General features: G+C 57.5%; 12 protein-coding genes. 11 read left to right on the top strand and 1 reads right to left on the bottom strand.

Annotated elements, in window-relative coordinates; translation table 11 throughout:
- On the bottom strand, positions 1-189 hold a 189-nt coding region (locus CKO35_RS16700; protein WP_200173378.1), incomplete at its 3' end, for a transposase.
- A gap of 352 nt (positions 190-541) precedes the next feature.
- On the opposite strand from CKO35_RS16700, the gene CKO35_RS16695 reads away from it, so the two are divergent.
- From CKO35_RS16695 to CKO35_RS16645, 11 genes are all read left to right on the top strand, one after another.
- Entirely contained in the window at positions 542-1,948 is a 1,407-nt protein-coding gene (locus CKO35_RS16695) for a polysaccharide deacetylase family protein (protein ID WP_200177251.1), read from the top strand.
- Positions 1,948-3,789 (top strand): polysaccharide deacetylase family protein, encoded by a 1,842-nt coding sequence (locus CKO35_RS16690; protein ID WP_200177250.1) that lies wholly within the window; start codon positions 1,948-1,950, stop codon positions 3,787-3,789. The genes CKO35_RS16695 and CKO35_RS16690 overlap by 1 nt, the downstream gene beginning before the upstream one ends.
- A 160-nt stretch (positions 3,790-3,949) precedes the next feature.
- Positions 3,950-5,173 (top strand): carboxylate--amine ligase, encoded by a 1,224-nt coding sequence (locus tag CKO35_RS16685; protein WP_200177249.1) that lies wholly within the window; start codon positions 3,950-3,952, stop codon positions 5,171-5,173.
- 4 nt (positions 5,174-5,177) lie between these two features.
- Positions 5,178-6,437: a glycosyltransferase family 4 protein gene (locus CKO35_RS16680; protein ID WP_200177248.1), complete on the top strand. Its 1,260-nt coding sequence runs from the start codon at positions 5,178-5,180 to the stop codon at positions 6,435-6,437.
- A gap of 48 nt (positions 6,438-6,485) precedes the next feature.
- Positions 6,486-7,364, top strand: coding sequence for a polysaccharide deacetylase family protein (locus CKO35_RS16675; protein WP_200177247.1), 879 nt, complete (start codon positions 6,486-6,488; stop codon positions 7,362-7,364).
- A gap of 26 nt (positions 7,365-7,390) precedes the next feature.
- Positions 7,391-9,253: an NEW3 domain-containing protein gene (locus CKO35_RS16670; protein WP_200177246.1), complete on the top strand. Its 1,863-nt coding sequence runs from the start codon at positions 7,391-7,393 to the stop codon at positions 9,251-9,253.
- A 31-nt stretch (positions 9,254-9,284) separates the two neighbouring features.
- Positions 9,285-10,163, top strand: a complete 879-nt coding sequence (locus CKO35_RS16665) for a polysaccharide deacetylase family protein (RefSeq protein ID WP_200177245.1) — start codon at positions 9,285-9,287, stop codon at positions 10,161-10,163.
- Between the two features lie 59 nt (positions 10,164-10,222).
- Positions 10,223-10,996 (top strand): ElyC/SanA/YdcF family protein, encoded by a 774-nt coding sequence (locus tag CKO35_RS16660; RefSeq protein ID WP_200177244.1) that lies wholly within the window; start codon positions 10,223-10,225, stop codon positions 10,994-10,996.
- Between the two features lie 51 nt (positions 10,997-11,047).
- On the top strand, positions 11,048-12,232 hold the full coding sequence (locus CKO35_RS16655; RefSeq protein WP_200177243.1) for a LegC family aminotransferase: 1,185 nt from the start codon (positions 11,048-11,050) through the stop codon (positions 12,230-12,232).
- A gap of 25 nt (positions 12,233-12,257) precedes the next feature.
- Positions 12,258-13,445 (top strand): UDP-N-acetylglucosamine 4,6-dehydratase, encoded by a 1,188-nt coding sequence (locus CKO35_RS16650; RefSeq protein WP_200177242.1) that lies wholly within the window; start codon positions 12,258-12,260, stop codon positions 13,443-13,445.
- Positions 13,446-13,678: 233 nt separating this feature from the next.
- Positions 13,679-14,350: sugar transferase (locus CKO35_RS16645; protein ID WP_200177241.1), on the top strand; the 672-nt coding region annotated here is incomplete at its 3' end.

Below are 14,350 nucleotides of genomic sequence, written 5' to 3'. Positions count from 1 at the left end.
CTGGTCCTCCTGTTGGTCATGCTGGGGAGATTGCCGCTCACGTTCCTTGCGCAACCACCGATCCAACAGGCTGCGATTGATTCCCAGAGACCGGGCAGCTTCGGCCACCCCATACCCCTGGCGCTCAACCAACGCCACTGCCTCAGCCTTGAATTCCGCCGTGTATCGACGTCGTGCCTTCTTGCTCATGAACACCTCCAATGCATAGCCTACGAGGGCTTAACGGGGTGTCCGCTACAATTGGACCACTTCAGAATCCCTCCTTCGCCCTTTTTCTCTTTCGCGATCTCGATCAGATCCACGGCCGTGCGCGAGATGTTCCGCATTCTCACGGATGTGAGTCATATAATATACGCAGGGTTGCGACTCAGGGCGAGCAGGGGAATATCCGGCTTGCAACAACGCGAATCTTGCGTGACCTGATGCGCCCGAGGCCTATAGGGAATGATGTGAAAACGATCCTGGAAATCGAGGCGCAGCACGGCTCCCGTTAAATTTCTTTCATGCGTGGATTGACTCAATAGCAGGAGAAGTGCGCCTGATGTCCCAGTCTGAATACGCTTCCGGATGGGCGGCCAACGAGGCCCCGAATCCAACTTCGCTGTCCGCAGTTTTGGGATGTGCGGGTTTCGAGCCGCTGGAGGAATCCGTGGTTACTGGCGCCGCCGAGATTGCTGACGGTCTTTCGAGCCTGCTGGATGCATGGCGTGTCTTGAAACGGGATGCGCCCGAGCCCAATGTGTCGCTGGCCTTTCGCTTTCTCTGCTGGGAACAGACTGTTTCAGAGTCGGCAAGACAGATGGAGCAGCCAATTCTGCAGCTAGCACGCTGGCCAGCCGGGCGTCGGTTTGCAACGCAGCTTTCGCATGATATTGACCAAATTCACGACCGCGAGCTTTTCCGCTGGCTAGGTGATATCAATCACCTGCGTCGCCACATTACCAGTGGGGAGCGCGCCCACCCCAGACAATGCATCCGTCGGATTCTGCGTCCTGCTTTTCGGCCACGAGACCCGTTCGGACAGTTCGAATCGATCCGTCGTATCGAAGGCAAACACGGATGGCGTTCAACGTTTTTCCTGTTGGAAGACAAGTACTGGGGTCGCTTGGGTGGCCGATTCAATTGGGAGGATCCGGTGTTCAGGCGCATAAGCGAATTCCTGCTTTCGGAAGGCTGCGAGTTAGGTATTCATGGCAGTGCCTATGAGCACGTCAACCCTGCTTGGTGGGATGCCAAGGTATCGCGGTTTCGACAACTCTACGGCTGCGCCCCGCTCGGCTCGCGCAACCACTATCTTACCCTGGATGTGCCGGAGAGCTGGCGTGTTCAGGCTACTGGCGGACTGATCTATGACTCTACTTTCGGGCACCCGGCCCGGCTCGGGTCTCCAGGCGGCTTCTGCTTCCCCTTTGCAGTTCCGGGGCTCAAGGCCCGAGACGGGCGTGATTTCATTCAGCAACCGCTAAGCATCATGGATACCACCTTGTTTCGATACCAGAATCTTGACTACCAGGGGGCAATGGAAGCGTCCCTTAAGGTTTTGGAGCAAGTACGCGACACTGGAGGCTTGGCCACGTTGCTATGGCATAACAATTTCTTCAATGAGGAAGAGTACATCGAGTGGGAGCAGACCTATGCGGACCTGCTGTCCTGGCTGGCTGAAGAGGGTGCGTGGGTGACGACAGGTGCTGATATTGCCAAGTGGTGGCGCGCGCGTGCTGGAGTGCGGATCGAGCGCAAGATTGACGAATGCGGCAAAACCTTATGGATTGTGACGGCTGGCGAGCCTATCGATGACCTGGTGTTGATGGCACATGGTCTGGCGCCTGGGCAATGCCTGATCAGTGAAGCAGCCACGATCGCGTCGGTGCGTGACGAAGCCCCGTTAGTGACATTTTCCCACTTGGCGCCAGGCCAGCAGGCCATCTGTCGGGTCGTTCAATCGTGATGTCCGTGGTGCTGACAGCGCTGACTGTACTGGGTGGCTTTGCCATGCTTGGCTTCTTGCTGGACAAGTGCTACTTCCTCGCCCCGACTCGGTTGGGTTGGCTATTCTACTATCCCAGCGTGGTTTACGAGACCATCGAAAAGCGCCTCGGCATTGCACGGCCGCTCCAGGACGCGAGCTATTTGTTGATCGGCGTCGGGAGTCTGTGGCTAGGTTGGAACGCAGGGTTTGCTGTGGTCATGGCGGTGGCCGCCGGGCTGGCCTGGGCTTGGGCACTTTACACGGATCTATGCTGGAGGGCCGATGTGCCGGCACAACAGCATTCGGGGCTGTCTAGGGCGCCGTTTCCCGTGCCGCGTTTGATCTTGCGGATCCAAGGTCCTGTCTTGGAAAGAGGGGCGAGCAGCTATCGGCTGGGTGCTTGGCCAGTTGGCCTTCGCCAGAGATTCAGCCTGTTCATCCTCAACCCGACGGCAGTGCATCCACAGGTGGGTATGGATGTATTGATCGAGTCGGGAACAGAGTCTGTAATTGTTCATGCCGATCTAGCCGCCGTCAATTCGGCTCCAGCGCCGGGCGGGCTGATCGAGATTCCCTTCGAGCTCGAAGCCGTAGCGGCATCTACTAGGCAGGTCAACGTCAAGGTTCGTGCGGTCCACGCCGATTTCAACTGGGAACGCACGCTAAATTTAGATTGCATTCCAGCCGCAGATTCAATTTCCATTGCATCGGCCAACATCAATCGCTGGAAGTGGGGTTCCAGTGCCGCTTTTTGCTGGCGCGGTGATCACGACCTCCAAGATCCAGCTACCTTTCAGTCCACCGAAGGCTTGCGAAAGGCGCTGGGGCTGGCTGCGCGCTACTATTTTCCCACTACCGTGATGTTGTCGGCGCGACTCAGCCTCGTAGAAGGAGAACACCGCGCCTTTTGCGAGCACTTTGGCTGGGACAGAAAATCCGAGGATATTCCAGAATTCATAGAGTTCTTGAAACAGGAAGTGGATACTCGATCGGAGCAGGAATTTCCGACCGCAAACAACCGACCCTTTTCGGCCGAGATCGGCAATCACCAATATTTGCACTACAAGACTCATGCTGCCGCCGCAGCCGGCAATGATTGGAAGTCACACGCCTGTCCGGGTGATGGGAAATACGACTGGATGAAACAGTATCCGTGCAGTTCCTTCGAAGAGCAGCGCGATAACATGCTCAAGTGCGCCGAGGTGATGGAAGAGACCATCGGTGTGCGGCCTTCAAGTTTCACAATTCCCAGTGACTACTGGGACAGCGATACGGCCCGAGCGGTGGAAGCAGCGGGAATTGAGGTGAGCAACGACACCGATACTAAAAAGCTTCATAAGTTACTTTTCTTTCCACGCGAGCATCACCCAAAGGGTTGTGAGCGACTGGTTGAGATCACGCGTGTGCTTCCTAAGGATCCAGCAACTGCGGCACACGTAGCCCAGCTGAAATTCTGGCTAGCCTTTGCCCGGCGCAACCGCCGTGCCATGACCTTCCTGGCACATCATCACCTGCTGATGTACCAGGGTAATGCTTGTTATAACCTGACCGGTGAACTGCTGCGCCATGTACTGGCGGACACCGAAGGCGATGTCTGGTGTGGCACGTTGACGAGTATCGGTCGCTACTGGCGAGATGTGCTTAGCGACAAGACTCGATGCATTACGATTTGCAAGGATACCAGTAGTGTGATAGTGCGCAATGATGGAGCTCGTGAACTGGTAGCCCTTCCGCTAGTAATCGAGTTACAAGGCGGATGTAAGCTGATGCGCATAGTGACTATTCCTGCATATGGTGAAACTCGGATTACATTATCATGAATAACCTCCCCCCCCCCGCCTCGCATTATTAACCCGGCAACCATTCATATCTGTATCGCTTGCTGTAAATTACTGATTTTTTAAAGATTAAAAACGAAGCAAATTGATTTGTTTGATTGCCGGGCTAATATGTTGACCAATGGCATAATTGAGTATTCTCATGGAAAATAAAAGCAAGGTGTTGGTGACAGCTGGCGAAAACAAGTCAGCTCTTGCCTGCGTCAGGGCACTAGCCGATCGAGGCATCACGGTGCATGTGTCGGCGCATTCTCGGTTAGCCATTGCCCGTTGGAGCCGCAAGGGCTCGCAGACTCACACGCTACCTGACCCTAGAGAGGATGGTAGGGCCTTTTGTAAAGCACTTGTTGAACTGCAACAACGTTATCATTTCCATGCCATTCTCCTCGTGTGCGACTATGAGATTAGCGCGTGGCTGGAGCATTCCCATACACTGGATAGTCATGACTGTGTAAATGAGGTGATTGCGATACCGGGTAAGGAATCTTTTCGAATTGCTAGGGACAAGAGTATGACCATTCGCGCTGCGATTTCTGCTGGTGTTGCCTGTCCCGCAACGTGGTTCCCGGAAGACCACCCCCTTGAAGAGATTGCAAGACAGGTGAGCTATCCTTTGTTGGTCAAGCCCAACGTCAGCGAAGGGGCACGTGGCATCACGCTGGTGGAGCGACCAGAAGACCTCCAGACTACGTTGCGTGAGGTTGAGGCGCGTTGGGGGCCGTGCCATCTACAGGAGTATGTTCCGTCCGGTGGCGCCCAGTACAAGGCAGATGTCGTCGTTGACCGGAACGGAAAGCAACACGCGCTGTTTGTCTGCCGCAAGCTGCGCTATTACCCTGTTTCTGGTGGCTCGAGCACTTTAATCGTGTCGGAGCATCATGCTGGGATCGAGGATTCGGTGCGCCGGCTGGTCGATCAGATGGATTGGTATGGGTTTGCCGACTTCGATTTCATCGTCGACCCACGCGACGGCGAAGCGAAGTTGATGGAGTGCAATCCCAGATTTCCGGAATCGCTCTCGGTGAATATTTTCGCTGGCGCCGATTTTCCCTGGCTCATGTACAACTTGATCCGGCATGGCAAGGTGCCAGAAGAGCCCGATTGGATCGAAGGGCGCTATGCGCGCTTCTTGGTCGGAGATATTTTGTGGTTTCTGGGTTCGCGGGAGCGCTGGCGGGCAGACCCCGGTTTCTTCCGTTTTTTCGATCGTAATCAGACCTACTACGTAGAGCGCCTTTCCGACCCCGGTCCTACGCTCTGCTATGCGATAGAAGTGGTCCAAACGCTACTGTCGCCAGGGCGTATGGCTTATCGTTTTGGCCGCGGATTGCGCCAGCGGGCACAAAATTCATCGGTGGATCGTTGATCTCATGCGTCTGGTCTACTTTTATCAGTTCTTCACCGGCCCGAACGCCCCTGGACCGGGCCAACCGCGAGCCTTGGTTGACCAGCTTGGAAGAGAGGGTCACCAGGTTGATGTGATCGCATGCGACTTCAACGTCTATAACGAACAAGACGAAGCGCCGGAAGAATGTCAGTATCCCTCGGGCGGGTCTGTCCGGGTGCATCGATTGCCAGCGCCACGCAATCTGCGAGCCAGCCTGCGTAACCGGCTACAAACTTATCTGGTGTTTTCCTGGCGCGCGTGGCGGTTCAGTCGGCAATTGCCAAGACCAGATGTGGTGCTGGGTACGATCCAACCCTTGTTCAATGGCTATGCTGCGATGCGCCGTGCGCGGCAATGGCGAGTTCCTTTCGTTCTTGAAGTACGCGATCTGTGGCCTGATGCACTCGTCGCAAAAAAAGCTATCACTCCATGGCAGGCTGCGCCTCTCGAACGGCTGGCACGATCACTGTACTTTGGGGCTGACCGTGTGGTCACTCTGACACCCGGTATCCGACGTGAATTGCTTGACAAAGGCATTTCTAGTGAAGCACTGGATTTGATCCCGAATGCCTTTGATGACTCGATGAGTCGGGTCGATAGGGAAATGATTCGAGAAGATACGCGCGTGAAGTATGGTTGGGGGGATCAGTTTGTGGCTGTCTACGTTGGTGCCTTCACGGAAGTGACGGCAGTGGACGTTATCATTCGCACCGCGGCCGAGTTACGGCAGCGAAAGGATATTCGCTTCGACCTGTATGGCAGCGGTCAGACTCGATCAAAGGTCATGGCCCTCGCCGGTGAGCTCGAACTGGACAATGTCCATTTTCATGAGGCAGTGCCCAAGGCGGAGGTGTATCGCATCCTCGCCGGTGCTGATGTTGGCCTCATGGCGCTTTTCCGGAGCCCTCTGATTCACATTTATTTTGAGAATAAATTGATTGATTATATGGGGGCCAGCTTGCCCATCGCTGCGGCTATGGGCGGTGTTCAACCGGAGTTGATCAAACGCGAGGGTGCAGGCTTGGTGGTGGACAGCTTCGATCACAAGGGCCTAGCCAAAGGCATTGCACGCTTGGCGGACGACCGAGAGGCAGCTCGTGATATTGGGCAGGCGGGCCACAGGTTCATATCCACTCATTTGGCACGTAGTGAAGTTATTCGTCACTATACTAGGCTGTTGGAGGCAGCTGCTGCCGGAAAATTAAAAGGGCTACCCACATGGGATCCCCTGAATATTTGTTGAAATGGCCAGTATTTATAACTGCTGGATGACAATCGAGGGGTTACAAGTATGACTTCCGAACTTGTTCATGCCTTCACAGTGGATGTGGAGGACTGGTTCCATACGCTGGATTGCCCGCAAATGCCTCCCCTGGAAAAATACGATGATTTTGAGTCGCGGGTTGAGGTGAATACCACTTTGGTGCTCGATATGCTGGAGCGCCATGAGGTGCGGGGCACTTTTTTCATTCTGGGCTGGGTGGCGGATCGTTATCCGGGATTGGTGCGGCAGATTGTTGATGCCGGCCATGAGATTGCTGTACATGGGTATGCTCATGTTCTTGCCTCAGGTTTGTCAGACAAGGAACTGGAAACCGATACGCGGCGTGCTGTGGAAGCCGTCGGCACGGCGGCCGGCGTGGCGCCTGTAGGATATCGGAGTCCGGGCGGATCACTGCTTGATCGCCAGCGCTGGTTGTTCGATCTCTTGCTTGAGTTGGGGATTCGATATGATTCCTCTGTTTATCCGCGTTCCGGTTCATTGGCCGAAACGGAAGGGCATCCCGTGAGGCCTTATGTGATTCACCGTAACGGTGACGCAGAATTTTGGGAGTATCCCTCTACCACTCGGCGGGTTCTCGGCGTGAAGTGGCCATTTGCCGAGGGAGGTTATCTACGTCTGATGCCGCTTCCCTTGGTGCGTAAATGGTTCCATGACAGTGCCGCTGAAAAATTAAGAGTGAATGTGTGTGTTCACCCGCGCGAGTTTGATCCCGAGCAGCCGCGCCTGCCGTTGTCGCCTCTAAGGCAATGGAAGACGCAGGTCAATATCCGCGGCAATCAGGATAAGGTCGAGTCGATCCTGTCGGAATTCAGGTTCGCGCCCATGGGACACATACTCGATGAACTCAATGTCGGTTCTGTTGCGAACGTGTCTTCTCGCATGTAACACACCTGGGAACTCCTGAAACGTTGATGAAATTATTGATATTTTTGTTGGGTGTGGGCCTGGTTGCGCAGCCTGTTGCATCCCGGTTGTTGAGTCTGGCACCCAGTCGGGGCGGTTGGGTGATGTACCTGGCTAATGTGGTACTGGAGACATTGGAAAAGCGCCTTCCGTTTTCTCGTTGGTGGGCGGAAGGTGGATTGATTGTCTTTGGCTGTGTGTTGTTGTTCCTGGGAAGTGGCATGGCCTGGCTGGCTTGGCTTGTGGTGGTGCTCCATCTGCTGTTGGTGCTGCAGAATCAGCTTCGTGAGCGGGCTGTCGTGAATGCTGTGTATGCAGATCAGGAATGGGTTGGGCTGAGGGGCGCCACTTCCGACCGGCCGGGTTATCCCGCGCCGGGATTGCATCCATGGCTGAGCCTGAATGTAGAAGGGCCTTTTGTTGCCCGCTGGCCCGAGTTGGATCTGGGTCTTTTGCTGGCGGGCACTGAGGTGAACTTGGCTCTGCTGGTGGGAAATCATTCCCGTGTGCCTACGCAGACACCCGTGAACGTGATGCTGGATGTCCCCGAGGGCTGGTTGGTCCGGAGTGAAGCAACGCTGGAATTGCCCGTCATGCAGTCCGGCGAGGTACAGCGCGTCGCTTGGACACTACGACCCTCCGAAGGTGGTGGGCCCGGTCGGGTGGGTGTTCGTGTTTTGGCCAGCCGTTTTGAGCGGAGCCTGTCGATCCATCACGCGGGTTGTCGACAGGTGGATTCAGACATGATCGAGTCGGTGTCGGTGACTCGCTATCCGGGGGGGCGCTGTTCGGCATTTTCCTGGCGCGGTGACATGGATCTGTATGACTCTGCTTCGTTTCAGGACATCGAGGGGCTCAAGGCTGCACTGGAACTGGGGAGACGCTACGGCATTGCCCAAACATTGTTTCTGTCCACGCGGCTCAGCCTGAGCGAGCAGGATGCGCGGGAATGGGCCGATCGCTATGGTGTTGTTCGGGGGGCGGAGGAGATACCGCGTTTCGTGGATTGGCTGCGCGAGAACGTGTCCCTCTGCTATAGCTGCCCGTATCCAGCCCAGTCACCCAAGCCCTATTTGATGGAATTGGGTAACCACGGGCATTTGCACTACGACACCGATACCGCTGGTGCGCCCGGCAACCAGTGGAAGGCGGGTGCTCGCCCCGGCGAGGGGCGTTACCCCTGGACTCGGGAAGATGGGTCGTCATTCGGGGATCAGCGCGAGAATATTCGTGAGGCGATGCGATGGTGCGAGCGCCTGCTGGGCTTTGTGCCGCGCTCGTGGGCGAAGCCGGGTCGGGGTAATGATCGCTTTACGCCTTCTGCCGTGGAGGCGGCGGGTTGCGAAGTGGCCACTGGATCGGACATCCGTATACGCGATAACGTGCTGCGCCAGCCGTGGCCCCATCATCCGGCGGGTACACGTATCGTGGAGTTGACGGCACGTTATCCTTCAGACCCACAGCATATTCAGCATGTTGCCATGTTGCAGTTCTGGATGCATCGCGCCCATCGGCTTGGCATCCCGATGGTGATGCTGGTTCATCAGCATATGCGCCAGTTTGATGGCATCGCCTGTGCGCGCTTTACTGAATATCTGGTGAGATATGCACTGGAGCGCTTCAACGGAGATTTGTATATCGATACTGTGTACGGGATCGGGGTTTGGTGGCGCGATGTACTGAATGAAGAAACGCGGCGGGTGGATGTGGTTCAGGAAGAGGGGCGAATCCGTGTGGCCAACCATACGGACCGGGACATGACCGACCTGCCGCTGGATCTGCGTTTGAAAGGTGGTGCATGTACTACGTGGCTGGTGTCTGTACCGGCTGGTGGCGAGGTGGTGCTCGTACCGGGCAATGTCGGTTCTTGAGTAGCCAACAATCCGATGGGGTATGTAAGCAATGCCGGTAATTTTGTCCGTTGATGTCGAGGACTGGGCGCAGTCGACGCTTGACACGAACCTGCCCATCTACCCCCGTGCACAGGGCAATACCGAGCATTTGCTGGACCTGGTGGGGGAGGAGGGGCACAAGCTGACTTGCTTTGTGCTGGGTCGTTTCGCGGAGGTGTTTCCGGAAACGGTGCGGCGCATGGCGCGTGAGGGGCACGAGGTGGCTTCGCATGGGTTTGGCCACGTGAACATCTACGAACAGACGCCACAGGAGTTTCGTGAGGATGTGCGTCGTTCCAAGGCCCAACTGGAAGACCTTATTGGTGATGAGGTAGTGGGTTACCGTGCACCAAATTTCTCGCTGGGACCGGCTGGGGATTGGCCGTTGGAGATCCTTGCAGAGGAAGGGTTCAGGTACGATTCCAGTATCTTTCCATCGCCTACTTATCGTCACGGACGCGCGAATTGGCCAGCGTATCCCGCGCGCGTTCTGTTGCCATCCGGTCTGAGCCTGGTTGAGTTTCCGGCAGCGACATTGCGACTTTTTGGTCGTGTGCTGCCGGTAGCGGGAGGGGGATATCACCGGCTGTTGCCTTGGCCTGTGATTCGCTGGGCTGTGTCGCGATCCATGGCGGCAAATCAGGCATTCACGCTGTACTGCCATCCATACGAATTCGACCCCGGGGAGTTTGCTCATCTGCCGATTGAGCTTCCGTGGAAACTGCGTCTTCATCAAGGTCTCGGGCGAGCAGGCTTTGAGGCCAAGTTTCGCAAGCTGCTCTCTACTTTCAAGACTCAAACTGCACAGGAAATGCTTCTTTCGGGGCAGCAGTGGCCTGGGCATAGACTGCAGCCAGTGATATCTGGCGAATTGGCGACGCGTGTTTGAGAGGTAGTCGTCGGGCCTGGATGGTGGGAACGCTTTGAGTATCCATGAGGTGTGGTTGGGTGGAAGTGTATTTCGCCTTTAAGAAGTTGGTTGGGGCGTTATTCATGCCTTTTCCAGTATTTTTGGTGCTTTTTGTTACCGGTCTCGGGTTGCTGTTGGCTGCACGCCGGCGTGCAGGCTTGGTGGTGATATGGGGCAGTCTTGTGTTTCTGCTGGCACTGTCGTCCCCGCTATCGGACCGATGGCTGGCAATGCTGGAGGATCGTTACCCACCACTGGCTGATATCACTGATTTTCAAGGTATTGATGCAGTCGTGGTGCTTGGTGGCGGTTGGAGTCCGGAGCCGGGGTGGCCCATCAGCTCTCAATTGACGGTATCGTCCGCGATCAGGTTGATGGAAGGCGTCCGACTCGCTGTCGCTTTTCCGGAAGCTCGGCTGATCGTCAGCGGCGGCAGTAGTGATCCCGATCGTCGGGATCCCCTTGCCCATGTGCTGGCAAAGGGTGCCCAGGAGTTGGGAATCCCGGAAGATCGGATTGTGATCGTCGATACGCCACTCGATACCGCCGATGAGGCACGTGCAATGGCGGATTTGCTGGGTCCGGAACCGGATTTCCTGCTGGTGACCACCGCAGCCCATATGCCGCGAGCGATGGCACATTTCCATCACGTTGGGCTTGAGCCGATCCCCGCCCCAACTCAGCGCCGCACCATGACGACGTTGCAGCGCTCGAACTGGATGAGTTGGATTCCATCTCCAGACAATCTTGGCAAGGCGGGAGTCGCATGGTACGAGTTCCTGGGCCTGCTGGCCCTGGAACTGGATCACTGAGCTGTGTCGGCTCCTGTCTGTCGATTCCCATCTTTTTTGTGAGGTGTGTGCATGCCCACAGGGCAAGCTGATTTTGCTGCCGTGGTGGCCGCAGTCCGGGCTCTCTATGGCGAGGGCTTCATTCCCCTGCATCGGCCGGTGTTCGAGGGGCGCGAGCGCCAGTATCTGGTGGAGTGCATCGACTCGAACTTTGTCTCATCCGTGGGAGCCCGGGTGGGCGAGTTCGAGGACCGGGTGGCGGCGTTTACCGGGGCGCGCTTTGCGGTGGCCACGGTGAACGGCACGGCGGCCCTGCACATGGCTCTGCATCTGGCGGGGGTGGGGCCGGGGGATGAGGTGATCACTCAGGCGCTCACCTTTGTGGCCACCTGCAATGCCGTGCGCTATTGCGGGGCGCAGCCGGTGTTTGTGGATGTGGATCGGGACACCCTGGGCCTGGGCCCCCAGGCGCTGCGGCGGTTCCTGGAGGCTCATGCCCAGCGCCGGGGCGGGGAGTGTTACAACCGGCTCACGGGGCGGCGGCTGGCGGCCTGTGTGCCCATGCATACTTTCGGGCATCCGTGCCGCATCGAGGAGATCGTGGCCCTGTGCGATGAATACGGCATTCCCGTGGTGGAGGATGCCGCCGAGTCCCTGGGCAGTTGGGTGGGGGATCGGCATACGGGCACCTTCGGCCGGTTGGGCACGCTCAGTTTCAATGGCAACAAGGTGATCACCACCGGTGGCGGGGGCATGATCCTTACCGATGATGAGGGTCTGGCCCTGCGGGCCAGGCATGTGACCACCACGGCCAAGCAGCCCCATGCTTATGAGTATGTGCATGATGAGGTGGGGTACAACTACCGTCTGCCCAATCTGAATGCGGCCCTGGGCTGTGCGCAGATGGAGCGGTTGCCGGAGATGCTGGCGGCCAAGCGGGAGGTGGCGGGGGCGTATGCGCGGATGTGCGAGGCGCGGGGGCTGAGCTTTGTGGCGGAGCGCGAGGCGGGCCGGGCCAATTACTGGCTCAATGCCCTGGTGCTGGATTCCAGTGCCAAGCGGGATGCCTTTCTGGAGTATACCAATGCCCAGGGGGTGATGACGCGCCCGGTGTGGCGCTTGATGCATCGCCTGGAGATGTTCAAGGACTGTCAGCACGATGGCCTGGACAATGCCCGCTGGCTGGAGGATAGGGTGGTGAATCTGCCTTCCAGTGTGCCGGACGGGGCGCTGCCGGGTGTTGCCGGGGCTGAGTGATGGACGTGAATGGATGGGGTAATTGATGAACGTGCTTGACCTGATCGGGCGGTCGGAGCCGCTGTTTGATGTGGACATCCAGGGCTATGAAGCCGAATTGTCGTCCTTGGTGCAGGGGGGGCGGTTTCTGGTGATCGGCGGGGCCGGGTCCATTGGCCAGGCGGTGGTGCGGGAGATCTTCAAGCGCCATCCGCGGGTGTTGCATGTGGTGGACATCAGCGAGAACAACATGGTGGAGCTGGTGCGGGATATCCGCAGCACGCTGGGGTATATCGAGGGGGATTTCCGTACCTTTGCCATCGACTGCGGTGGGGTGGAATTCGAGGCCTTCATGCGCTGGAGTGGGGGGTATGACTACATCCTGAACTTGTCGGCTCTCAAGCATGTGCGCAGTGAGAAGGATCCATTCACGCTGATGCGCATGGTGGATGTGAATATCCTCAACACCCGGCGCACCCTCTCCTATGCGCGGGAGCAGGGGAGTGAGAAGTATTTTTGCGTGTCCACCGACAAGGCGGCCAACCCGGTGAACATGATGGGGGCGAGCAAGCGCATCATGGAGATGTTCCTGATGCGGGAGAGTGTGCATCTGCCGATTTCCATGGCGCGGTTTGCCAATGTGGCGTTTTCCGATGGGAGTTTGCTGCATGGGTTCAATCAGCGGCTGGCCAAGAGTCAGCCCATCTCGGCGCCTCGGGATGTGCGGCGGTATTTCGTCACGCCCCAGGAGTCGGGGGAGTTGTGCCTGATGTCGTGTCTGCTGGGGGGGAATCGGGACATCTTCTTCCCCAAGCTGAGTGAGAGGCTGCATCTGATCACCTTTGCGGAGATTGCGGTGAAGTATCTGCGGGCGCGGGGGTATGAGCCCCAGGTGTGCGAGACGGAGGATGAGGCCCGGGGGCGGGCGGCGGAGTTGATTCCGACCGGGCGCTGGCCTTGTTATTTCTTCGACAGTGATACGACGGGGGAGAAGGATTTCGAGGAGTTTTTCACGGATCTCGAGGTGCTGGACATGGAGCGGTTTGCGTCGGTGGGGGTGATCCGGAACGAGGCGGTGTTTGATGGGGATCGGCTGGATCGGTTTGAGGCGCGTATTGGTGAGTTGAAGGAGGCTGGGGTTTGGGACAAGCCGGATCTGGTGGCGCTTTTTAATGAGATGATTCCGGATTTTGCCCATAAGGAGACGGGCAGGTATCTGGATGGGCGGATGTAGGGGGTTGGTTTTATCGTGAAAGAACCATGGTTCAGCTATGAAAGCTCCCTTCTCCCCTCGGGGGAGAAGGGCTGGGGATGAGGGGGGAGGCAGGTACCGTGCCGGCGCTGGCCCCTCACCCCAACCCCTCTCCCCACAGGGGGGAGGGGCTTGGAGCGTGTCTTTCATGATTGGGGTGCCTCACCCGCCGTGATGCATGAGGGTTAGTCGTGTCTGGTATTCGGAGTGTGGCCATGCAACGTGTGTTCGATGTGCTGTTTTCTGGGTTGGCGCTGCTGGTGTTATCGCCGTTGTTGATTCCCGTGGTGATCGTTCTGCGGTTGACGGGGGAGGGGGAGATTTTCTTTGTGCAGCAGCGGGTGGGGCGTGGCGGGAAGACGTTCGGGTTGCTGAAGTTTGCCACCATGCTCAAGGACAGCCCGAACCTGGGGACGGGGACCATTACCTTGCAGGATGATCCGCGCATTTTGCCGGTGGGGAAGTTTTTGCGGGCCACGAAGATGAATGAGTTGCCGCAGTTGATCAATATCCTGCGGGGGGATATGAGCGTGATCGGGCCGCGGCCGCAGACGTTGCGGTGTTTTGCGGGGTTTCCAGCGTCGTCGCAGCGGGAGATCGTGAAGGTGCCGCCGGGGTTGTCGGGTGTGGGGTCGATCGTGTTCCGGGCGGAGGAGCGGATGATGCACGACGCGGAGAATGCGGATGCGTTGTATGACCAGGTGATCATGCCGTACAAGGGGCAGTTGGAGGAGTGGTATGTGCAGCATCGGACGTTGCGGAATTATTTTTTGTTGATCGTGTTGACGGTGTGGGTGGTGCTGTTTCCGCGCAGCGGTGTGTTTTGGCGGGCGTTCCCGGATTTGCCGCCACCGCCGGAGGCGTTGCGGGGGTATTTGCCTGGGGGG

Source organism: Ectothiorhodospira shaposhnikovii, assembly GCF_016584105.1.
Classification (GTDB): domain Bacteria; phylum Pseudomonadota; class Gammaproteobacteria; order Ectothiorhodospirales; family Ectothiorhodospiraceae; genus Ectothiorhodospira; species Ectothiorhodospira shaposhnikovii.
The sequence above is the reverse complement of the archived record's forward strand: the minus strand, read 5'-3'. Positions and strand labels throughout refer to the sequence as shown.

Excerpts from the sequence above, each read along its gene's own strand:
- CKO35_RS16695 (WP_200177251.1), top strand. The coding sequence starts at position 542 with ATGTCCCAGTCTGAATACGCTTCCGGATGGGCGGCCAACGAGGCCCCG.
- CKO35_RS16690 (WP_200177250.1), top strand. The coding sequence starts at position 1,948 with ATGTCCGTGGTGCTGACAGCGCTGACTGTACTGGGTGGCTTTGCCATG.
- CKO35_RS16685 (WP_200177249.1), top strand. The coding sequence starts at position 3,950 with ATGGAAAATAAAAGCAAGGTGTTGGTGACAGCTGGCGAAAACAAGTCA.
- CKO35_RS16680 (WP_200177248.1), top strand. The coding sequence starts at position 5,178 with ATGCGTCTGGTCTACTTTTATCAGTTCTTCACCGGCCCGAACGCCCCT.
- CKO35_RS16675 (WP_200177247.1), top strand. The coding sequence starts at position 6,486 with ATGACTTCCGAACTTGTTCATGCCTTCACAGTGGATGTGGAGGACTGG.
- CKO35_RS16670 (WP_200177246.1), top strand. The coding sequence starts at position 7,391 with ATGAAATTATTGATATTTTTGTTGGGTGTGGGCCTGGTTGCGCAGCCT.
- CKO35_RS16665 (WP_200177245.1), top strand. The coding sequence starts at position 9,285 with ATGCCGGTAATTTTGTCCGTTGATGTCGAGGACTGGGCGCAGTCGACG.
- CKO35_RS16655 (WP_200177243.1), top strand. The coding sequence starts at position 11,048 with ATGCCCACAGGGCAAGCTGATTTTGCTGCCGTGGTGGCCGCAGTCCGG.
- CKO35_RS16650 (WP_200177242.1), top strand. The coding sequence starts at position 12,258 with ATGAACGTGCTTGACCTGATCGGGCGGTCGGAGCCGCTGTTTGATGTG.